A 21,195-nucleotide genomic window follows, 5' to 3' on the forward strand; every position below is an offset into this window, starting at 1 on the left:
TCCCGTCGAGGGAGGAAGCCCGGATGAAACGCCGTGAATTTCTGGTCGGGGCCGCGATGCTGGCCGGCACCATGGCGCGAAGCCGTGCTGCCGACATCCCCGCCCCTGCGCCGGACAAGCTGCAACGCATCACCGCGTTCTTCGAGAACGAGGTCACGGCCGGCAGATTGCCGGGGGTCATCGTGCTGATCCAGCAGCACGGCAAGCCGGTCTATTTCAAGATGTTCGGCGTGCGCGACGTCCGAACCCGGCTCTCCATGACGCCGGACACGATCTTCGCGATCCATTCCATGACCAAGCCGGTCACCAGCGTCGCGGCGATGATGCTGATCGATGAGGGCAAGCTTGCGCTTACCGACCCCGTGTCGAAATACATTCCGTCGTTCGCCGGCACGAAGGTGGGACTGGAGGTCACCAAGCCCGATGGTTCGCTGACGCTCGAGCTGGTGCCGCCGATCCATCCCGTGACCATCAGGGATCTGATGCGGCACACCTCCGGCATCAGCTACGACTATATCGGCGGTAAATGGGTCGAGCTCGCCTACAAGGAAGCCGACATCTTCGCGGAACAGTTCGACAACAAGGTATTCGCCGAGCGCGTCGCCAAGCTGCCGCTGGCGCGCCAGCCCGGAACGCTGTGGCGCTACGGTCATTCCACCGACGTGCTTGGCAGCGTCATTGAGATCATCACCGGACAGACGCTGTACGACGCGCTGAAGCAACGCATTTTCGATCCGCTCGGCATGACCAGCACCAAGTTCGTGCTGACGACATCCGATGAACTCGAGCGGATGGCGCGACCGCTGCCGAGCGACCAGATCCTGCTCGATGCCGAGCGCGAGCGCCTTGCCCATCCGGAATGGCAGTCCGGCGGCGGCGGGCTGCTCTCGACCATCACCGACTATCAACGCTTTTCGCAAATGCTGCTCAACGGTGGCGAGTTCGACGGTAAACGCTACCTCAGTCCGGCTGCCTTCAAGGACATGACGACCGATCAGATCGGGCCGGGCTCGGGCGTCGCGCGCGACTATTTCTATTTCCCGGGCGACGGCTTCGGCTATGGCTACGGCCTCGCGGTGCGCACCGACCCCGGCAACGCAAAGCCGCCGCCGCCGGGATCGCTCGGCGAGCTGAAATGGGATTCCGGGAGCGGCACCTATTTCGGCATCGATCCCAAGCTCGACATGGTCTACATCCTGATGCAGCAGACCCAGAACGAGCGTGGCCGTATCACGCCGGCGTTCAAGGAATTGGTCTACGACACCTTTCCACCCGAGCTACGCCGCCCGTGAGGCGCGCTGGCCGAAATCGGCGAGCAGCTTTGCGATCTCGGCAGCGGGCCGCGCCGCACTGAACAGAAAACCCTGCACTTCGTTGCAGCCTTCGGCGCGCAGCCAGTCGAGCTGATCCTCGGTCTCGACGCCTTCCGCAGTCGTCGTAATGTTGAGGCTGCGGCCGAGGCCGGAGATCGCGCGCACGATCGCGACGCAATCGGGTCGCTGCGCGAGATCCTTGACGAATGAGCGGTCGATCTTGATCTTATCGAAGGGGAAGCTGCGCAAATAGCTCAGGCTGGAATAGCCGGTGCCGAAATCATCCATGGAGATGCCGACACCAAGCTCGCGCAACTGATGCAATATTGCGAGATTGGCGTCGGTTTCGGCCAGGAAGATCGACTCGGTGATCTCGAGTTCGAGCCGCTTCGGCGACAGGCCGGATTGCGCGAGCGCCGAGATCACGACCTGAACCAGATTGCGGCTGCGGAATTGCACTGGCGATAGATTCACCGCGACCTTGATGTCCGTGGGCCATTTCACCGCTTCGGCGCAGGCTTCGCGCAACACCCACCCGCCGAGCGGTGAGATCAGGCCGATGTCTTCGGCAACCGGAATGAATTCCGCCGGCGAGATCATGCCCTTGTCGGGGTGACGCCAGCGTAATAGCGACTCGAAGCCGGAAATGCGGTCGGATGCGATCGACACCAGCGGCTGGTAGTGCAGCTCGAACTCGCCATTGGCGAAGGCCCGGCGCAGATCAAGCTCCATGTCGCGGCGCTTCTGCGCCTGGAGGTCCATCTCGCGCTCGAAGAAATGGTGCACGCCGCCGCCGTCGGACTTCGCCCGGTACAGCGCCATATCGGCGTTGCGCATCAACTCTTCGGACGTCACGCCATCGCCCGGCGACAGCGCGATGCCAATGCTGGCGCCGATCACCATCTCCTGGCCATCGAGCTCATAGGGCGCCTTCAGCAGGTCGATCAGCAAGGTCGCGCAGGCGCTGGCCTCGTTCGGCGAAACATCGGCGGCGAGAATCACAGCGAATTCGTCACCGCCAAGACGCGCCGCGAGATTGACGCCACGGACTGCGGTGGTCAGGCGTTCAGCAACCTGCTTCAGCAGGCGGTCGCCCGCCGGATGCCCGAAGGAATCATTGATGTTCTTGAACAGGTCGAGATCGATATAGAGCACGCCGACCCGTTTTCCCGCGCCCTGGTCGAGCGCCTGCTTCAATCGCTCCTGGAAATATTCGCGGTTCGGCAGATCGGTGAGTCCATCATGATGCGCCATGTGGGCGATCCGCGCCTCGGCCTTGCGCCGCTCGGTGATGTCGACCACCGCGACCAGATAGCCGTCACGATCGTCGAAGGCGACGCGGCGGCCGAAGGTCAGCACCTCGATCTCGCTGCCGTCGGCGCATAGATGACGCCAGTTGCGCGAGGAATGATAGGTGTCGCCGATGCGCTCCAGCGCCTCGGCGTGGCTGTCCCACTCGTCCTGCGGCCAGATCTCCGGCAGTGTCATGCGCAAGAACACGTCGCGGCTATAGCCGTAGTGCTGGACCGCGGCGTCGTTGACGCTGAGGAACTCCTTGGTGTCAGCGTCGAACACCCACATCGGCATCGGGTTGTTGTCGAACAGCAGGCGGAACGAGGCGTCGCGCCGCTTCAAGGCGGTGACGTCCGAGATCGTCAGCGACACCAAATCGGCGAAGGCGGTGGCGCTCAGCCGGAGATAACGGCCATCGTGCTCGATCTCGAGCTGTTCGCCGCGGCCGCCGGAGACGGCTTTGAGCAGAAACTTGATGATGTCGGGCGAGGCCAAGAGCGTGCTGCTTTCGCCGATCCGTCGCCACAGCAAGCTTCCGCTCGCGACCCTCAGCAGCGCTCCGGCGCTCTTGTTGTGATGCACGACCTGAAGATCGAACGGTTTTCCGCTCGCGTCGCGCAACGTCGCGAGCGAAATGACCGCGTCATCGGTCGACGAAAAAATCGCGTCGAGCAGATTATATTGCGCGCCGCGCTCGTTGATATAGGCGCCGACCAGCGTGGCGCCCCAGCGCGACGCAGTCGGCAGCGCCAGCACATCGTAGGTCCTGACCATGCCGTCGCGGACGCAATGCGCGCTCGCCTGGTGTGGCTGGCCGTTCTTGAGCGCACTCGTCACCGCTTCCGACAGCGCCGTGGCACAATCCGGCGACAGCTCCGCGACCGGAATGTCCCAGCGCTCCTCTCCGAGCCATTTCTGCACGTAACGTCCGCTGCGCGACAGTTCGAGCGCGCCGTCACCCTTGAGCAGCGCAATGTGATCGGCGAGCCGTCCGAGGCTGCCGAGCATCACGTCCTCGTATCGCGGCAACCGTTCACCCGGCTTCAAAGCGGCACGCCATTTGCGCTGAAGCACCGGGATGTCGTCGAACATTTCGGTGGCCGGTTTTCCCGGCATCTTCTTCGCGGCACTCATGGCAGTTCCCCAACGCACTTTCCCGCCGCATCCAAAGCACCCCCGCTTAATGCCTTGTAAAAAGCGTGCGGCCGCGGGTTCCGTTCGGCGATTATGACAGTTTTAAGTCGGGTGTTGGTTAGTGGGCGTTAGAGACTGTGACGGTTTTGTTGTGTGTGGTGGGTCCGGGGCACGAGATCGCCGTTTTGGCGCACACCTGCTTCAACTCCGTCATTGCGAGCGCAGCGAAGCAATCCAGAATCCCACCGCGGAAAGACTCTGGATTGCTTCGCTGCGCTCGCAATGACGGAGTGTGGGTGACGGCATCGCTCTCTCAATTCGCATTTCAAATCGCAGACGTACTTCCGCATCCTCGCGGCGCATTTCGCCCGAGCTTTGCTTCGTCGCCTTGCCCCCATGAAAGAGGGCGCAGGGAAGACCGGGAGCCGGTTGGCTCCCATTGACCGCTATGCCATGAGTAGATTGCGCTACACTGCACAGCGGGTAACAGGGCAACCGGGACATCCCGGCCTTCCCTGCGCAATGGTTGGAACGGCTTATGTCGTGCTCTCCCCGGGGAGCGATGCACTATTGCCCCCGTCGCCTTGCGGATGACTGATGTGCGTGCCCGGTCGGGCCGCCCACATCACCGCAAGACTTGGCGCACAGACCCCGGGCGCCAGGACCACACGATTTGGCCGTACGTGAGCACCACCGGTCGTGCGTGCGACGCCATCGCTCACGGCTCTCCGCCCTGCGATCACCTTCGCACCAGTGTGGCCCACGTCCACCGCCATCCGGCCCGCGTGTCGTGACGATCGCGATACGCCCCTCTTCCTTGGGCCGGAGTGCGCGCAATATCCGCCAATTCCGAATTTCGGTAAAGTGGAATATTTTCGCAGGCCGGCATTGACCTGGCGCTGGGCTGTTTTGCCCGTCGGCAACGCAAGGGATTGTCGGCGGATCACCCCGCCAACCTTTCAATCACGAGATCAAGCAGCGCACGCAGGCGGGCCAAACGTCTGAGATCCCGATGATAGCCGACATACGTGTCGCGGCCAGGCGGCGTCGCACCGATGTCGAGCGCGACCAGGCGGCGATCGCGGTCGCCGAGCGGGCGCGGCAGCACGACCAAGCCGCCGCCGGCGGCGCAGAGCTCGGCCTGCGCCTGCCTGTTGTTGCTGCGCGAGGCGACTTCCGCATTCGGCAGCGTACGCTTCAGCCAGACGGCGTCCGGCATGTCGGCGAATTCGGCGTTCATCGTCACGACGCGGACACCGCTTCCGTCGCCGGCGCGCGGCGGCTTGCTGCCTTTCTTGCCGTAGAGCGCATAGGGAATGTGGAGCAGTTTTCTGGAAATCACCTCGGGCTCGTTAAACGGCTTGATCCGAAAGACCAGATCGGCTTCGCGACGCGGCAGACTGTAGAGCCGCGCATCGGTCAGGAGTTCGACGGTCACCTTGGGATGGCGTTTGCCGAACGCGGCAATCACTGGCGACAGCATCAGCGTTCCGAACCAATCCGACGACGACAGGCGCAAGGGGCCGTCGAGCTGCGTCTCCGCGCCGGTCACGTGCCGTTGCAGCGCAATCGTCTCTTCCTCGATCCGCTCGGCGTGGCGCAGGATGGCGGTGCCCTCGTCGGTCAGCACAAAGCCGTCGGCGGTGCGCTGGAACAGCGTCTGCCCCAGCGATTGTTCGAGCGCGCGCAGCCGTCGTCCCATGGTCGGCTGGGTCTGGCCGATCTTTCGGGCGGCAGCGCCGAGTGTGCCTTCACGCGCAATCGCCAGAAAGATGCGCAGATCGCTCCAGTCCATCGAAATCCCCGCGAAGAACTTTCCATACAAAAATGCACGACAATCGTACATCCTTGTTGCTTCCCATGCAAAAATTCATGGGCATATTGGTGGCCGACAACGGAGCAAGACGATCATGACCAGGCAGTCGACCATGCGCGCGGCCATTCTCGAGACCCACAACGCCCCGCTGCGTATTTCAACGATCTCCACGCCCGAGATCGGTCCACGCGAGGTGCGGGTGCGAGTGCGCGCGAGCGGGGTCAATCCGCTCGACACCAAGATCCACGCAGGCTCCGCGGCGCATGCGCGCCATCCGCTGCCCGCCATCCCCGGGATTGACCTCGCCGGCGTGGTCGAACAGACAGGGCGCGAGGTGACGCGGTTCAAGCCGGGCGACGAGGTCTATGGCATGACCGGCGGCGTCGGTGGCGTACAGGGATCACTGGCCGAATTCGCCGCCGTCGATGCCGACCTGCTGGCGTTGAAGCCCGCCAATCTCAGCCTGCGCGAGGCAGCCGCGCTGCCCCTCATCTTCATCACGGCATGGGAAGGCCTGATCGACCGCGCGGGATTGAAGGCCAGCCAGAAGGTGTTGATCCACGGGGGCGCCGGCGGCGTCGGCCATGTCGCGATCCAGATCGCGCACGCACGCGGCGCAAATGTGTTCGCCACCGGCTCGACAGCACAGCGCGCGGCCATCGAAGGCTTTGGCGCTGTTTTCGTCGACCGCGACATTGCCGTTGAGGCCTATGTTGCAGAGCACACGGGCGGCCGTGGCTTCGACATCGTCTATGACACCGCCGGCGGCAAGGTGCTCGATGCTTCATTCGAAGCGGTACGCCGTTTCGGACACGTGGTGAGCGCGCTCGGCTGGGGCACGCACGCGCTTGCGCCACTGTCGTTCCGTGCCGCCAGCTATTCAGGCGTCTTCACGCTGTTGCCGCTGCTGACCGGCGAAGGCCGCGCGCATCACGGAGAGATCATGGCGGAAGCCACGCGCCTAGCCGAGGCCGGCAAGCTCGTGCCGCTGCTCGATCCCAGGCACTTCACGCTGGAGAATATTGGCGAGACCTATGCGCTGATCCATGATCACGCGGCCAAGGGCAAGCTGGTCGTCGATATCTAAGCTCGCACTCGTAGCCCGGATGGAGCGAAGCGTAATCCGGGATTGACGCAAGCGGCACGAAGGTCCCGGATTGCGCTGCGCTCCATCCGGGCTACGGAAGCCGTGCTGATCGACGCCGCTAATCCTCGCTGGATGCCGCGGACCGGTTGCGCAGATGGGCCTGCGACAACAGGAAGAATAATGCGCGCTCGCCAAAGTATTTGGCCGACGGCCGGGTGCGCTCGAAACCATCGGCAAATACCTTGCCGGACTGGTCGCACACCTGCCATCGCCAGCCAAAGCGCTTACGCCTGGTGAGGATCACTTCGAACATGCCGACGGGCTTGGTCCCCTGCTCCTTGCCGGTCTCGCAGGCCTGCAAGCCCGCGCCGGCATCCCCCATTGGACGGATGCCCGACATATAACGCAGCAGGAGGTAAAGAGAATTAAATTGATTATCGGAAATACGTATCTTGCACAGGCTGTGACCAAGTCGCGACGCTGCTGGAATAAGCCACTGCTGCCGGTGTATCGCGAGACCTCTCGGAGCGGCGTGGTAGCGCTTACACAAGGCGCGAACGTCCGGTAAGCGAACACTCACCGGACGCTGATGCGCGATGTTAACGGCCGACTCGCGCCTAGAGATGCGCAGGATAGCGGTCGCCCTGCACTGCGACCTTGGCCAGCACCTCTGCAATGGCCGCAAGATCCGCTTTCGATAGCGTCACACTGGCCGCGCCGAGATTCTCCTCGAGCCGGTGCAGCTTGGTGGTGCCGGGAATCGGCACGATCCAAGGCTTTTGCGCGAGCAGCCAGGCCAGCGCGATCTGCGCCGCCTTCACCTTCTTCGCCGTGGCGATCTCGCCGAGCAGATCGACCAGCGCCTGATTGGCTTTTCGTGCACTCGATGAGAAGCGCAGTACGATGTTCCGGAAATCACTGCTGTCGAGCGTCGTGCTCTCGTGGATCGCACCGGTCAGGCGGCCGCGCCATGAAGGTGCGCGTCGACGGCCAGCTCGTGCTCAACACCGGCCTGTTGCGGATGAATGCGGTGCTGGCCGGTCTTGGCCTGGCTTACATCCCGGAGGACCTCGTGAAGCGCGAGATCGCCGACGGCCGGCTGATCCGCGTGCTCGGAAGTGAGGATCAGCGCGCGACGACTTCGACTTCGCCGTCGACGCCGTTGACGACGTTGAAGCCGCGCTCGAAGACCTTGCCCTCGTTCTTGGCGATGGCGCGGTATTCGCCTTCGGCGAGCACGACGCGCGGGAAGGCGCCGATCGATTCCTTGATGACGTCGCCGCCCGGTGTCAGCACCGACCAGGCGGTGTTGGCGAGCGCCTCGCCGCCCTTGTCGCTGACGAGCTTGAGCGTGATCACGGCAGCACGGTGGGTGACGATGACGTCGGTGAGCTTGCCGGCCTGGACACGGATGTCCGAACGCACCACCGAGTTCGCCAGGCTAGCCGGATCGCCATAGTTGGAGATGATGTAGTAGGTGCCTTCCGGCAGCAGCACGACGTCGCCGGCCGCGACGTTGGGCACCAGCGAGGCGCGCTCGCCGGATTCGAACTGGCTGCCCTTGTAGATCGCGAACGAGATCTGGTTCAGCGGAATGCGGCTGGTGCCGACGCGGCCCTCGATGCGCAGGCCGCCCGCCGGCAGCACGAAGGATTCGCGGTCGGTCTCAGCCTTCAGGCTGACGGTGCGCACCGCACTGACGAGGCCGAAGGCGACGTGCACGACGTAATTGCCGGGCGGCAACACGATGTTGGGCGTGGCGTTGCGGTCCTCGCGGATCAGCTTGAAGGTGCCGTTCTCGTCGGGCCGGTCGGCAAACACCCGCCAGACCAGGCCGCTGGTGATCGGAGGGGTGTCCTTGCCGTATTTGGCGGTCAGCGACAGCACGGCCTGTCCGGGCGCGGCCGCGCTGAGCGGCGGGGCCGACGGCACGGTCGAGACCGCGGGCGGAATGATGGGGGACGCCGGCTGGGTCAGGGCCGGCGGCAGGCTCGGAGGGGCTGCGCCCGGGCCGGACGGCGGCGCCAGGCTGACGGCTCCGCCGGGGTCAGGCACCGAGGCCGGCGGCACCGGCGGGGGACGATCGGAGAAAAGCTGGGCCTGGGCGACACCAAGACCGAAAATAGCCTCGCCGAGAACCAGGCACGCAGCAAGGATTGCCGGCAGCAGCAATGCGCTGCGCCGCCATCCGATGATGCCGTCACCCCCGAGAGTCATGCCCTCTGCTTTTCACCGAAAACGCGGCAAATTCAAGCCTCTGAAATCCCATGAAATACGGCGTGATGGAACCCGGATGACGCCTGCGTGATTAGTCCCGCGCCACCCGGCCCTCGCCACACTCCCGCCCCCTGCTTCCCGAACGGTATAAACCATGCTTCGCGCTCGTTCTGGCGAAGCGGACGTGCGGTGCCTAGTCTGGTGATAAGGCTGGCCCCGGGGTAGGAGAGTTTCGGTGCTGGATATGTTGAGAGGTCGGAGCGTGAATGGCTCCAACGGCGAGAAAGTCGGGCTCGGCAGCATTCGCCGGCCGGTGATCGGCCTCGCACTCGGCGGCGGCGCGGCGCGCGGCTTTGCCCATATCGGGATCCTGAGAACCCTGATTGCCAACGGCATCGTACCCGACGTCGTGGTCGGCACCTCGATCGGGGCCGTGGTCGGCGGCGCCTATGCAGCGGGCCAGCTCGATGCGCTCGAAGAGTGGGGGCGCAGCCTGCAAGGGATGCGCAACATCCTCGGTTATCTCGACATCCGCCTCACCGGCTCCGGTCTGCTCGGCGGCGAGAAGCTCGCAACCCGGCTTGAGGAGGCGGTCGGCCAGACCCTGATCGAGGACCTTCCGATCAAGTTCGCCACCGTCGCGACCGAGGTCCGCACCGGCCACGAGATCTGGCTGACGCGCGGCCGCGTGGTCGATGCGATGCGCGCTTCCTATGCGCTGCCCGGCATCTTCTCGCCGGTGCTGATCGGCGATCGCTGGCTGGTCGACGGTGCGCTGGTGAACCCCGTGCCGGTCTCGGCCGCGCGGGCGCTCGGCGCCGAAATCGTCATCGCCGCAAATCTTTCCAGCGACATCTTCACCCATTCCACGACGATCTATTCGCACGGCGCGATGCCCACGCCGGTCGCGGCCGTGCCCGAGGAGACCACAGCCAAGCGGCGCTTTCCGCGCTTGTTCTCGGCGGAGAAGACCATGAAGCGCGAGTTCTTCGGCAGCGCTGGTCGGCCCGGCATCTCCTCGGTGATGGTCGATGCCTTCAACATCATGCAGGACCGCATCACCCGCGCCCGCCTCGCCGGCGATCCGCCGGACCTGTTGATCTCGCCGCGGGTCGGCCATTTCGGCTGGTTCGACTTCCACCGCGGCGAGGATCTGATCGCACACGGAGTGCGCGCTGCCGAGCGCGCGCTGGAGTCGATCCAGGAGGCGATCGAGGTGCTCGCGCCGGCGCCCGCAGGCAGCCCGCCCAAAGTGGACGAGTAAAAAGTCCGCTCAGGCCGTCTTGATGTAGTCGCGCAGGGCTTCCTGCTCGGACTCGTATTCCTGGACGCGGCGCTTGACGATGTCGCCGATCGAGATCAGGCCGACCACCTTGCCGTTGTCGGTCACAGGCAGATGGCGGAACTTGCCGGTGGTCATCATCTCCATCAGCTCGGCGACCGTGTCGGTCTCCTTGCAGGTCACGACCTTGCGGGTCATGACGCCAGAGACCGGCTCCTCCAGCGCGCCGGCGCCGCGCTCGCCGATCACGCGCACGATGTCGCGCTCGGACAGGATGCCTTCGAGCCGGCTCTGATTCATCACCAGCACCGCGCCGATCTTCTTCTCACCGAGCAGCTTGACTGCGACCGCCAGCTTCGCGTCGGGCTCGACGCTCATGATCTGGTGGCCCTTGGTATTGAGAATTGAACGTACCGTCATTGTCGCCTCCCTGAATCGGATCCGTCCGCGTTTCGCGGTCCGGACTTGTTCGTGAGTCTTCAACTAACAGTTTCGGCGCCGGTTTCACGCTCAGGCGCTTTGCGAAGCAAAGCCGCTACCGGCCTGTCGCTTCGGAACATTCTTGTTCTTCGCAAGGATGATGAATGAAATCGGGCCGCGCCGCAAGCGCCGCCTCAAATACCGTCTGAAACGTCCTGTGATGACGCATCTGCAGCATCGCTTCGCACACGCGGTACGGGATCGAACAGCGCGAACAGCAACAGCCCTGCGAAGAAGCCGCCGATATGCGCCTCCCAGGCCACGCCCGCGCTTTCGCTGTCGACGCCGATCGCACCGACGCCGAAGATGATGTTCAGCGCGAACCACACCACGAGGAAGCCGACGATCCGCTTGTCGCGCAACGCCCGCAGCAGCGGCAGCGCCGGAACCCTGGCGGCGGTATCGGCATCCGAACGGCTGAACGACAGGAAGCTGCCGCGCACGAAGGCAAACCGGATCGCCGCCGCCATCGCGCCCGACACCGAGGCCGAGGCGCCGATCATCGGCACCACCGCATGCTCATGGGTGACGAGATGGGCGAGCGCGCCAGCCGCGGCCGTCACCGCCAGGAACAGGAAGAACCGCACCGCGCCGAACCGCCGCGCCAGCGCGCTGCCGAACGGCAGCAGCCACAGCACGTTGAAGGCGAGATGGGTGAGATTGGCGTGCAGCAGCGAATAGGTGACGAAGGTCCAGACCTTGGCACCAGCGCCGCCGGGGATCTGCAAATTGGCCAGCGAGGAATCGTAGCGCTTCGGGATGAAGCCGAAGACGTCGATGGTCCAGTTCTCCAGTTCCGGCGGCAGCAGCACCCGCAGATGGATCAGCGCGAGCAGTACGACATAGGCCGTCAGCGCCAGCGGTAGCGTCAGGATCGGCTCGCGCGGAGCCGTCTCGATGACGGCCGGTTCGTCCGATGGAGGTTGTGGCGGGGAATCCAAGAGCTTCGCTTTCAGGCGCGATCGGAGCAACAGCTTGGAGATAGTCGCCTTTACCCACCCGGTGCAAGAGCACAAAAGGAAAAGGCAGGGCCCTGGGAAAGCCCTGCCTGTCCATGTCGGCCTTTCCGGCATAACAGAGGAATAAGGAGTATCCCCACGCCTCCCCGCGGCCAGTGACCAAACTGTTTGACGCCCGTGTACAGGCTTCGCCGAGAACCTGGATGAAAGCGGCGAGGCTTGCGACCGCGATCACCATAGCAGGCGTCGAGCGAGCGCAAAGCGCATAGTTAATTTAACGTTAACGACGCAAAGGTGCTGGTCCCAGGGGCGAAAACGCCCCCGCGGCATAGACGCTGCAAATCCCCTCCTGCACAACAACACAGGGATCTCAGGTGCACTGAAGCGGGACAGCTCTGTCCCACATAGTGCGGCCCCGGGGTAAACGTTCAGTCATGAAACATCCGTCGAGCCGCGCGTTCTTCGCGTATTGGGACAAGAAGCGCGGCGCTGCGCGGGCACCTGACAGGTCCGATATCGATCCGGCCGCCGTTCGTGAGCTGCTTGGCGACATCTTCGTCCTGTCCTGTGAGCCCAAGCTCGGCTTTCCGTTCCGCGTCGCCGGCACCCGCGTCTGCGCGCTTGCCGGCTGCGATCTCAAGGACCAAAGCTTCGCGGCACTGTTCGCTGACGCCAGCCGCCGCGAGATCGAGGAAATCGCCACCATCGTCGCCGACGAGACGCTCGGCGCCATCGCCGGCATCACCGCCACGCGCGAGGACGGCAGCAAGGCGCATCTCGAACTGCTGCTGCTGCCCTTCAACGCCCGCCCGCACACGCCTGTCAGCGTCACCGGTGTGCTCGCGCCGTTCGACGATGAATGCGGCGCGCTTGGCCCGTTCACCGTCACCTCCTGGCGCTATCTGCACCAGCCGGAGAAATTGTTGCCACGCGCCATCCGCAAATTGCAGATCGCACGCGGGCTGATGGTGTATGAGGGGCTGCGGTAGTTTTCGTTTCGACGTGGGCGAGCGCCGCGATCTCGATGCAGCCTCTCACGCGGACGAAACAGTCATGCCCGACATCATCAATTTCGGTACGCTTCAGCTCCGCTTCCTGCACAGCAAAGATGACACCGGCGGCAGCGTCGACATCTTCGAAATGACGCTACAGCCGAATGCGCGGATGCCGATCCCGCACTATCACGACCGCTGGGACGAAACGATCTACGGGCTGTCCGGCGTCTCGTCCTGGACGATCGACGGCAAGCAGAGCGATCTTGGCCCCGGACAATCGGCCTTCATCAAGCGCGGCATCGTGCACGGCTTCACCAACCGTTCGACGGGGCCGGCGACATGCCTGTGCATCCTCAGCCCCGGAGTGCTGGGCCCGCAATATTTCACGGAGATGGCCGCGCTCCTGTCGGCCGGCGCGCCACCCGATCCCGCCAAGATGAAAGAGACGATGCTGCGTCACGGACTGGTGCCGGCGCCGGCTGCGTGAACCAAGCTCGCCGCGCCGCCTTTATTGTCCCGCCAAGAGCCGCGTACCGGCGGCGGTGAGCTCGAGCTCGCCGAGCCGTCTGATCGCGTAGCCGAGATCCACGAGACGCTCCCAGTGCAATTGGGGGATCTCGCTTTGGCGCTCAGTCGAGCCGACCTTGCGCAAGGAGTCGAGTTCGTCGCTGCTGAGCGGGGGATGACTGGCCATTATGCGATCTCGTCGGTCCAGACCTTGAAGCTGACCAGCTCGTTCGGGCCAAAGGTCTGCGTGATCGGAACGTCGCAGGCATCGCGCCCCTGTGCGATCAGGATGCGCCCCTGCCGCGGCTCGTTGTTGCGTGGATCGAAGGTGTGCCAGCGTCCGCCGATAAAGGCCTCGAACCAGCCGGCGAAATCGCCCGCCGCCCACGGCTGCGGCGTGCCGACGTCGCTCAGATACCCGGTGCAATAGCGCGCGGGAATGTTCATGCAGCGGCAGAATGCAATGGCAAGATGGGCATAGTCGCGGCAAACGCCTTTGCCTTCCTGATACGCCTCCCACGCCGTCTTGGTGGCGCGCGCATGCTCGTAGCCGAAGGCGATGTGGCGATGAACGAAATCGCAGATCGCCTGCACCCGCGCCCAACCCAGAGGCGTCTTTTCGAACAGCTTCCAGGCGATCTCCGAAAGTCGGTCGGTCTCGCAGTAGCGGCTGCCGAGCAGATAGACCAACGTATCAGCAGGCAGCTCTTCGATCCTGTGCTGAACGGCTGAGGCAAACACGGGGTCCGGCAGACCGCTGTCGCGAACGACGCCGTCGGCGGCAAGGCGCATCCGACCGGCCGGCGCGACCATGCGGCTGCACCAATTGCCGAACACGTCCCGATAGGGTGTGATCTCGACCGCAGGCGCGGTGGTCAGGAAGTCCGGCACGATGACATCCGATGCGCGGCTGAAATGCGTCCCCAGCACCATGATCATCGGCGTTGGCTGCGGAAAATCGTAGAGCATTTCGAATCCGACACGGAACTTCATCGAAACGCCTTTCCGGCTGCTGCCCGCTCGAAATGGCTACGAAACCATCGAATACAAGGCAGTCAGCCGGAATTCTCGCGTTCCGCGCGTTTATCGCGCCTCGCACGGCCGATCACACGCGCCGTCCTCGCCCTTCAGGCAACGACGAGCCGCGTTCAATCATGGCATCGCAAGATGCCAGGCGCCGTTGAGAAAACCGTCGCCAGTGACGTCGCCGGGCTTCGTGTCCTTGGCGAAGGTGTAGAGCGGCTTGCCCTTGTAGGCCCACTGCTTCGAGCCATCGTCGCGCGCGATGACGGTGTAGCCGTCACCAGCGGCGTCGCTGGCCTCGGCCTTCAGCCCCGGCCAGTTTGTCGCACACGGACCGTTGCAAGCCGACTTGCCGTCCATATCCTTGTCAAAGGTATAGAGCGACATGCCCTTGGCGTCGGTGAGCACGTTGCCCTTGTCGGTCTTGCCGGTCTTGGTCGGAGGTGCTGCGAACACGGCCGGGATGATCGCGAGCGATGCGGCGAGCGTGAGCGCGAAGCGGATCGAGGATGTCGTCATGGTCTCTCCTGTCATGCAATTGGTTTGCAAAATTGGCCTGCATGGGTAGGACGCCGCACGGCGCGTCGTATTCCTCGAAACGCCGCAAAGAAATTTTTCGCTGCGCGCATCATCGCAACGGAATAAATTGCGGTGATTGATACGGAACAATCCAGATGAGCAAACCGCATTGGCGCCCTGCGCGCGCCTCCGACCTGCCGGCGATCAGTGCGCTCGCGGCGCGGATTCATCCCGGTCTGCCTGAAAGCCCCGAAGTGTTCGCAGAGAAGATGCGGCTTTACCCGGATGGCTGCCGCGTGCTCGCCGCGGAGAATGAGACCGTCGGCTACGGCCTCTCGCATCCCTGGATGCAGCATCAGATTCCGCCGCTCGACGGCTTCCTTGAAAAATTGCCTCACGATGCGGACTGCCTCTATGTGCACGACGTCGCCGTGCTTCCCGACTTCCGCGGCGGCGTGACGCGCGCTTATGTCGCGGCGATCGAAGGGCTGGCGCGATCATCGGGCATCGCGGCGCTCGCGCTGGTCTCGGTCTACGGCACGCGCGTACTGTGGGAGCGTCTCGGCTTCCGGCCCGTCACACCGGATGCGGCGCTGCGCGCCAAGCTCACGTCCTATGGCGCAAGCGCGACCTACATGCTGCGCGAACTCGCCAAATAGCCACCCTTCCCGTCACGCGGGCGTGAGGCCAAGAGCCTCGAACCGGTTTCGATCAGCCCTCGTCCAAGGACTGTGCGAGCCGTTCCGGTCTCGCCGAATTGAGGCTGGAGAATTTCCATGAAACTCACATTGCCGAAAGTTGCATTGATTGCATTCGTTGCGACGACCGCGTTCACCGCAACCAGTGCCAACGCGGTGCAGTTGCGGGGCTATGGCTGCGACGTCGCGTTCTTTGAGGGCTGCACCGGCTTCGTCGATCTACAACCACCGGGCGGAGCGCGCGTCGTTCGTATCGACCGCGACACTTCGCCGATCTACATGAAGCAGAGCGACCCTCGCTACAACTCCGCCATGCGTGACGCCGGCGGTGGTGGCGGCGGAGATGGAGGAGGCGGTGGTGGTGGCCGGTAGATTTACCCGAGTTTACCCGGCATGATGCCGCCGGCAGCGCGATGAATCTGCCCGGCGGCGCTTTGGACCACTAATTCAGGGGCTTGAGATAGTTCTGCAAAACATGCTCCCCGATCTTGCGCCCCATCTCCACGCCGACTTCGCCGGATGCGCGGTAGTGCACACCGTCGTAGATTCGCGCGTTGATGATTTCCGCCGTGTAGTCGGACAACCGGTCGAACTTGCGTGTCACGCCAGGCGCGGTCGGGCTGGTCATGATGATGGTGATCGGCATCGCATCACCGAAAGCACTCTTCAATACAGCTGCCGCTGATGATTGCGCGATGCAGTGCGCGCATGGATACTCGGGATGCATGGGCGTCGTGATAAATGGCATCCACGCCGCGTCCAGCTCGGTCGCAGCGTTGCCGTCGGTATCGGCGTTGCGAATGGCCGTGAGCGGCCGCCAGAAATTGTAAGTGTACTTGGCGTCAAAGATGGCGATGAACGCATCAGCTGTCGCAAGATAAGCGAGCGCGTACAAACGCGCATTATCCAGGATCCCGAGTTTCTTTGCCGCCGCAATTTGTTCGACCATTTGGTTGAAGGAGCCAGCTCCAGTCTGCTCCCAGAACTTCGCAATGTCGGTTTGTTCGTCCGTGCGCCCGGAGCCAATCTTCGCACCCATCGTCTTGACTTCGTTAAGATCCTTTGCCCATTCGGCACTGGCAAGCGCGTAGGGAGCATCAGGCCGGAACTGATGTCCCGACTTCATCGCGAAAGGCTTCACCAAGCCCCAATTCCAGCTGGCCGTCAGCACAGTCGGCACATACGCCCCGGCTGCTCCGTGAGGACGATAGGTATCGGGGACGGCGCTGCCATCGGTCTTCCGCTCCTCCAGCATGGCGGCCGCAATCTCTTCACCGAGCCGCACGCCCTGCGCCTTGTCCGGCCCCTCCGGCACGAGCGCTATGGACTCTTTCAGCGCCGCGTCGGCGTCCTTTGCTTGTGCAGCGTAGAGGCGCACAACCAAATAGTGCGCAGCGACGGATGCAGCGACCTCGCGGGACGTGGTTTTGGGCACATTCGATTGCATGCGATAGGGCGTGTATCGCGGCTCTATGGAATTCAGCGCATCGAACATCGCAAGATGTACCATGGCGAGGTTTCTTGCCTGCTGCGCAGGTGTCTGTCCCACCGGAGTTTGCCGCGCAGCCGTCCCAGCGTTCAACGCGATTGTATTCCATTCGGTCACGGTGTCTGCATGTGCCGGCGATAACAGGCCCACGACAAGAAGCGTCGCCGGCACACTGATTTTGAAGAACAACATGGCGGAACTCCCATCGAACATCGGAGACGACCGACGCGACAATGCTCCCTCGGTCGAAGGTGGCGTCGCGAGAAGCTTCATTTCCAAGAACGTCTTGCCAAGAACCTAATCGGGATCTTGCAAACGGGCGGGAGCACGCGGCTCTCTCAGCCGGCAAAGCCAAAGGCTACCTATCGCCGATCAAAAATCGTATCACGCGCCGCTTGCAGCACCTAGGTAATTCGCCGCGGCGGCACATGATGCACGAGTTTGTCTGGAGCCGGCGAGCAGCGGCGCAGCCAGCGCAGACAAACCAACCCGTTGGCTCACCCTGGCGTCAGCCTCACCGAGCCGCCGGTCCTCTTGCGGCGCCGATCAGCCGCGATTTTTCTTCTTTGCCTTCTTGCCGGATGAGGCTTTCGCAGACCACTCGGTTGCCTGAGCGGGCTTGTCCCGATGCTTGTGGTTCTTTGCGAAAGCCGGCAGGACGCCGAATTTCGCGCCGCTCTTGCCGTGAGGCTTGCCGTGCTGCTTCGGTCCTGTCGCGGCGCGCGAATGATCGCTTCGATGCGCACCGTCATCGCTGCGACGGACGCCATCATCCGTCTCGCGGGCCTCGCGCCGAGGCGCGTGCGGCCGCTTCTCCGAAGCCACCTGCCCCTGCGGCGCATCCGCCATCGGCTCGAGCCGGATATTGTCTTCCTTGTCCGGACGCTTGATCTTGGCAGCGAAGGATTCCGCAACCCGCTCGGAAATTTCGAACTCGGTCGTGGTATCCATGACCCGGATGGAGCCGATGTCGCCCTTGTCGATGCCGCCACGACGGCAAATCATCGGCAACAGCCAGCGCGCTTCCGCATTCTTTTTTCGTCCGATGTTGGCCCGGAACCAGACGCTGCCATCCGCCATGCCGTGTCTCGACGACGATTTTCCCGATTTGGGTCGAGGCCTTTCAGGGCGATCATCGCCGCGCGAGGCGCGGGCATCGTCGCGCGGGGCGCGAACATCGTTGCGGCCACGATCGTCACGCGGCCGGCCGCTTCGCTCACCGGGATCGATGATGTCTTCGGGCGACGGCAGTCGCGCGCGATAAAGCCGTGCGAGCGCTGCGGCGATATCCTCGGCCGATCGCTCAGCCAGCAATGCCTGCGCCAGAACCAGATCGTCGGCGGTCGTCTCCTCGGAGAACAGCGCATCCTTCAGCATGCGCTCGTGATCGAGCTTACGAATCTCATCCGCCTGCGGCGCCGTCTCCCAGACGGCATCGATGCCGGACAGATTGAGCAGTACCTCCGCGCGCCGCCGTCGTACCGGCGGCACCAGCAGGACGCTGACGCCCTTCCGGCCCGCGCGGCCGGTGCGGCCCGAGCGATGCTGCATGACTTCCGCGTCATTCGGCAGGTCGGCGTGAATGACGAGATCGAGGCTCGGCAGATCGATTCCGCGCGCTGCCACGTCGGTCGCCACGCAGACGCGAGACCGCCCGTCCCGTAGCGACTGGAGCGCCTGGGTGCGCTCGTTCTGGGTCAATTCGCCGGAGAGCGCGACCACGGAAAAACCGCGCTCCAGCAACGCTGACTGCAAATGCCTGACGGCATCGCGCGTGTTGCAAAACACCAGCGCGCTCGGCGACTCGAAGAACCGCAGGACATTGACGACTGCATGCTCGACGTCACCGGGAGCGACCCGGATGGCACGGTACTCGATGTCGGCGTGACCGCCCTCGTCGCCCGCGACCTCGATGCGGAACGCCTGTTGCTGATACTGCTTGGCCAGCGCCACGATGCCGCGCGGAAATGTCGCCGAGAACATTAGCGTCCGGCGCGTGTCCGGCGTGGTCTTGAGGATGAATTCCATGTCCTCGCGAAAGCCGAGATTGAGCATCTCATCGGCCTCGTCGAGGACGACGACCTTCAATTCCGAGATATCGAGACGGTTGCGGCGCAAATGATCGCACAATCGGCCGGGCGTTCCGACAACGATGTGAGCGCCCGCGGCAAGCTCGCGCTGCTCGCGGCGCGGGTCCATGCCGCCGACGCAGGAGACGACGCGTCCGTTCGCATGCTCATACAACCAGGCGAGTTCGCGATGAACCTGCAAGGCGAGCTCGCGGGTCGGTGCGACGATCAGGGCGAGCGGTGCGCCTGCTCTTTCAAATCGCTCCGCGTCGCCGAGCAGATCCTTGGCCATGGCCAGCCCGTAGGCGAGGGTCTTGCCCGAGCCGGTCTGGGCCGAAACCAGGAGGTCGCGGTCAGCGGCTTCGTCCGCGAGCACGGCGAGCTGAACGGGGGTCGGACGGTCGTAGTTGCGCTCGGCCAAAGCTCGGGCGAGCGGCGGACTCATGGTCGGAAAAGACACGGGATAAACCTTGGTTGGTCCAGGCGCGGAACGTCGAGCCGCGCGACCTGAAACTGCATGCGCGGCAAATGGTCCAGCCGCACGCGTGGTGATTTGATTTGGTGCTCTTTACGCCAATAGCGGGCAAATCACCATGCCTATGACGCATGGCTCTGGCGATACCGAGAATAAGCTTACTGGCCGGCCTGACCCACTACATCCAGCGTTTTCGAGCCGTTTTGCTGGATATAGCGAGATTTTGCACCAAAGCAGGTCGGAGGGCCGCGTCGCCGGGCAAGATTGCCCGATTGGCTGGCTACAAGTCTTGTCGCATCCGCAATTTGATCCCAGATCGAGCGTCACGAGAGAGCAAGATATGGGTGAACCATGGCCGACGGGATATCGCTTACCGACAAACTCGCGACCTTTGGTGATTTCTGGTCTCCGCGGACGATCACGACCTTCAACGATTGCGACGTGATGGTGGTGAAGGTGAAAGGAGAGTTCACCTGGCACAGCCACGAGGACACCGACGATTTCTTTCTCGTCCTGAAAGGCAATTTGGACATCGAATTGCGGGATCGCACGGTGACGCTCGGTCCCGGCGAACTCTACGTCGTGCCCAGAGGAGTCGAGCATCGCCCCGTGACGCGTGAGGAGGTCCATCTTCTGCTCATCGAGCCGACCGGCACGCCGAACACCGGCGACACGGCAACCGCCGCAGCGCGCAAGCTCGCATAGAGGAGAGTTTGCCTAGTCTAATCCCTGGAAGTCACCAGCCTGCTGAAGCCACCGGCGAGTCTTGCTATTGCCCGCGCAACGTAGTCTCTCGCCGCGTGGCTCAGGGCGCGGACGGTGCGCCAGGCTTCGGTTGCTTGGAGCCATGCCCTCACCTCTGTGAACTTCCCGTAGACACAGACGAACGCCGGAATCCTCATCAGCTTGTCACGCGTGAGATGAAACAGGCGCTCGACGAGTACGAGCTTGAGCAGCTCACCGATGATGAAAGCCGCCGCGCCGCTCAGGACCTGACCGGTTGCGGCGAGGTAGGCTGCCAAGGGCTTGATCGGCTCCAGAATGATCACAGGCACGGAAAACAAAGCGAGCGAGGGATAAGGCGGCAGCGATCTGATCCAGGCCCGCAACCGCTTGAACTCGAGATGCCGTCCAAGCCAGCGCGATATTGGCCTCGCCAAGGCCATGAAGACCGCATCCAACAGGAAGTAGATCGCGGCCAAGATATAAGTGACGGGTTTCAGGATTCGCTTCACGGTAAACTCTCCCGTGAACTGAAAGCCGGAACTGGGGCCTAAGTTTCACCGCAGCGTGAATAAGTCAGGGATTCCCGATGGAACTTTTTGGGCATCTCAGATCTCCGCGTAGACCTCAAGCAGATTGCCGTCCGGATCGCGGAAGAACAGCGTCCGATGCCCGAAGGACTGGTTCGTCGGCGGCGACAGCAGCGCCACGCCCTGGCGCACGAGTTCGTCGGCGCATTGATCCACCTCGGCCGCGGACACCTTGAAGGCCAGTTGCAGCGAAGCGCTGCCGGCAGGCGTCGGCGCATCGGCCGCAGTCCGGCTTGGTCGTGCCAGCGTCAGTGTATTGTTGCCCAAGCCGTATTCGATCCAGTTCGGCGAAAGCTCGCGCAGCAGCGGAAAGCCGAGGACAACTCCATAGAAGCGGCGCATCGCGGCCATGTCGCGGGCGAAAATAACTGTGTAGTCGATCGCGCGAATGGCTCGAAACGGCGAGCCGTCGCGCGGGTTTGGTTTGCGTGTTCGTTCGTCCATTGACTGGTCCTCGCGTTCCGGCCTCTATGGGCAGCGATACCAAGGCTAGGCGCATTAGTATGCAGCCGCGTTCGGATCGATG

At 63.5% G+C, this 21,195-nt stretch carries 21 protein-coding genes and 2 pseudogenes; 9 read left to right on the forward strand and 14 right to left on the reverse strand.

The genetic code is table 11. From position 1 onward, the window contains the following. The first annotated feature begins 23 nt into the window (after window positions 1-23). Window positions 24-1,292, forward strand: a complete 1,269-nt coding sequence (locus UP06_RS35670; RefSeq protein WP_045008345.1) for a serine hydrolase domain-containing protein — start codon at window positions 24-26, stop codon at window positions 1,290-1,292. Here UP06_RS35670 and UP06_RS35675 read toward each other — a convergent pair. Continuing rightward, the gene (locus UP06_RS35675; protein WP_045008346.1) at window positions 1,278-3,740 is read right to left on the reverse strand and encodes a putative bifunctional diguanylate cyclase/phosphodiesterase; all 2,463 of its coding nucleotides are present in this window, start codon (window positions 3,738-3,740) and stop codon (window positions 1,278-1,280) included. The two genes, UP06_RS35670 and UP06_RS35675, sit on opposite strands and share 15 nt — an antisense overlap. 943 nt (window positions 3,741-4,683) lie before the next feature. Then, window positions 4,684-5,535, reverse strand: a complete 852-nt coding sequence (locus UP06_RS35680; protein WP_045008347.1) for a LysR family transcriptional regulator — start codon at window positions 5,533-5,535, stop codon at window positions 4,684-4,686. Between the two features lie 115 nt (window positions 5,536-5,650). Between UP06_RS35680 and UP06_RS35685 the strand changes: the two genes are divergently transcribed. Then, window positions 5,651-6,643, forward strand: a complete 993-nt coding sequence (locus tag UP06_RS35685; protein ID WP_197087459.1) for a zinc-dependent alcohol dehydrogenase family protein — start codon at window positions 5,651-5,653, stop codon at window positions 6,641-6,643. Between the two features lie 118 nt (window positions 6,644-6,761). Here UP06_RS35685 and UP06_RS42335 read toward each other — a convergent pair whose 3' ends face one another. Then, window positions 6,762-7,193, reverse strand: a complete 432-nt coding sequence (locus UP06_RS42335) for a hypothetical protein (protein ID WP_245305630.1) — start codon at window positions 7,191-7,193, stop codon at window positions 6,762-6,764. Window positions 7,194-7,260: 67 nt separating this feature from the next. After that, window positions 7,261-7,623: pseudogene (locus tag UP06_RS35695) on the reverse strand (aldo/keto reductase); the annotation flags it as partial. Between UP06_RS35695 and UP06_RS40430 the strand changes: the two are divergent. Then, window positions 7,605-7,757, forward strand: a pseudogene (locus UP06_RS40430) (LysR substrate-binding domain-containing protein); the annotation flags it as partial. The pseudogenes UP06_RS35695 and UP06_RS40430 overlap by 19 nt on opposite strands. Window positions 7,758-7,768: 11 nt before the next feature. Here the strand turns inward: UP06_RS40430 and UP06_RS35700 are convergent. After that, a complete protein-coding gene (locus UP06_RS35700; protein ID WP_045008348.1) occupies window positions 7,769-8,860 on the reverse strand; it encodes an RgsD C-terminal domain-containing protein in 1,092 nt (363 codons plus the stop codon). Between the two features lie 235 nt (window positions 8,861-9,095). Between UP06_RS35700 and UP06_RS35705 the strand changes: the two genes are divergently transcribed. Then, the gene (locus UP06_RS35705) at window positions 9,096-10,124 is read left to right on the forward strand and encodes a patatin-like phospholipase family protein (RefSeq protein WP_045008349.1); all 1,029 of its coding nucleotides are present in this window, start codon (window positions 9,096-9,098) and stop codon (window positions 10,122-10,124) included. Between the two features lie 9 nt (window positions 10,125-10,133). Here the strand turns inward: UP06_RS35705 and UP06_RS35710 are convergent, their stop codons facing one another. Further along, window positions 10,134-10,562, reverse strand: coding sequence for a CBS domain-containing protein (locus UP06_RS35710; protein ID WP_045008350.1), 429 nt, complete (start codon window positions 10,560-10,562; stop codon window positions 10,134-10,136). A 194-nt stretch (window positions 10,563-10,756) separates the two neighbouring features. Next, window positions 10,757-11,563 carry a rhomboid family intramembrane serine protease gene (locus UP06_RS35715; protein ID WP_045008809.1) on the reverse strand — a complete coding sequence of 269 codons (807 nt, stop codon included), beginning with the start codon at window positions 11,561-11,563 and terminating at the stop codon, window positions 10,757-10,759. A gap of 452 nt (window positions 11,564-12,015) precedes the next feature. Between UP06_RS35715 and UP06_RS35720 the strand changes: the two genes are divergently transcribed. Together UP06_RS35720 and UP06_RS35725 are read left to right on the forward strand one after the other, a co-directional pair. Then, window positions 12,016-12,570 carry a PAS domain-containing protein gene (locus UP06_RS35720; RefSeq protein ID WP_045008351.1) on the forward strand — a complete coding sequence of 185 codons (555 nt, stop codon included), beginning with the start codon at window positions 12,016-12,018 and terminating at the stop codon, window positions 12,568-12,570. 64 nt (window positions 12,571-12,634) lie between these two features. After that, window positions 12,635-13,063: a cupin domain-containing protein gene (locus UP06_RS35725; RefSeq protein WP_045008810.1), complete on the forward strand. Its 429-nt coding sequence runs from the start codon at window positions 12,635-12,637 to the stop codon at window positions 13,061-13,063. Between the two features lie 21 nt (window positions 13,064-13,084). On the opposite strand, the gene UP06_RS35730 is transcribed toward UP06_RS35725, so the two are convergent. From UP06_RS35730 to UP06_RS35740, 3 genes are all read right to left on the reverse strand, one after another. Further along, window positions 13,085-13,270: a hypothetical protein gene (locus tag UP06_RS35730; RefSeq protein WP_045008352.1), complete on the reverse strand. Its 186-nt coding sequence runs from the start codon at window positions 13,268-13,270 to the stop codon at window positions 13,085-13,087. Further along, window positions 13,270-14,076 carry a transglutaminase-like domain-containing protein gene (locus UP06_RS35735; RefSeq protein ID WP_045008353.1) on the reverse strand — a complete coding sequence of 269 codons (807 nt, stop codon included), beginning with the start codon at window positions 14,074-14,076 and terminating at the stop codon, window positions 13,270-13,272. The genes UP06_RS35730 and UP06_RS35735 overlap by 1 nt, the downstream gene beginning before the upstream one ends. A gap of 159 nt (window positions 14,077-14,235) precedes the next feature. Beyond that, on the reverse strand, window positions 14,236-14,625 hold the full coding sequence (locus tag UP06_RS35740) for a COG4315 family predicted lipoprotein (protein ID WP_045008354.1): 390 nt from the start codon (window positions 14,623-14,625) through the stop codon (window positions 14,236-14,238). 155 nt (window positions 14,626-14,780) lie between these two features. Here UP06_RS35740 and UP06_RS35745 point away from each other — a divergent pair, with 155 nt between their 5' ends. Then, window positions 14,781-15,284 carry a GNAT family N-acetyltransferase gene (locus UP06_RS35745; protein WP_045008355.1) on the forward strand — a complete coding sequence of 168 codons (504 nt, stop codon included), beginning with the start codon at window positions 14,781-14,783 and terminating at the stop codon, window positions 15,282-15,284. Between the two features lie 117 nt (window positions 15,285-15,401). Continuing rightward, complete coding sequence (locus tag UP06_RS35750; RefSeq protein WP_045008356.1) at window positions 15,402-15,695, forward strand: hypothetical protein; 294 nt, start codon at window positions 15,402-15,404, stop codon at window positions 15,693-15,695. A 70-nt stretch (window positions 15,696-15,765) separates the two neighbouring features. On the opposite strand, the gene UP06_RS35755 is transcribed toward UP06_RS35750, so the two are convergent. Both UP06_RS35755 and UP06_RS35760 read right to left on the reverse strand, forming a co-directional pair. Continuing rightward, a complete protein-coding gene (locus UP06_RS35755) occupies window positions 15,766-17,004 on the reverse strand; it encodes a vanadium-dependent haloperoxidase (RefSeq protein ID WP_045008811.1) in 1,239 nt (412 codons plus the stop codon). A 354-nt stretch (window positions 17,005-17,358) separates the two neighbouring features. After that, window positions 17,359-19,326, reverse strand: coding sequence for a DEAD/DEAH box helicase (locus UP06_RS35760; RefSeq protein WP_045008357.1), 1,968 nt, complete (start codon window positions 19,324-19,326; stop codon window positions 17,359-17,361). A gap of 381 nt (window positions 19,327-19,707) precedes the next feature. Here UP06_RS35760 and UP06_RS35765 point away from each other — a divergent pair, with 381 nt between their 5' ends. Next, window positions 19,708-20,061, forward strand: coding sequence for a cupin domain-containing protein (locus tag UP06_RS35765; RefSeq protein ID WP_045008358.1), 354 nt, complete (start codon window positions 19,708-19,710; stop codon window positions 20,059-20,061). A gap of 17 nt (window positions 20,062-20,078) precedes the next feature. Here the strand turns inward: UP06_RS35765 and UP06_RS35770 are convergent, their stop codons facing one another. Both UP06_RS35770 and UP06_RS35775 read right to left on the reverse strand, forming a co-directional pair. Beyond that, the gene (locus tag UP06_RS35770) at window positions 20,079-20,591 is read right to left on the reverse strand and encodes a hypothetical protein (RefSeq protein WP_045008359.1); all 513 of its coding nucleotides are present in this window, start codon (window positions 20,589-20,591) and stop codon (window positions 20,079-20,081) included. A gap of 96 nt (window positions 20,592-20,687) precedes the next feature. Beyond that, window positions 20,688-21,113 (reverse strand): VOC family protein, encoded by a 426-nt coding sequence (locus UP06_RS35775; protein ID WP_045008360.1) that lies wholly within the window; start codon window positions 21,111-21,113, stop codon window positions 20,688-20,690. Between the last annotated feature and the right edge of the window lie 82 nt (window positions 21,114-21,195).

This window comes from Bradyrhizobium sp. LTSP857 (genome assembly GCF_000938285.1).
GTDB lineage: Bacteria > Pseudomonadota > Alphaproteobacteria > Rhizobiales > Xanthobacteraceae > Bradyrhizobium.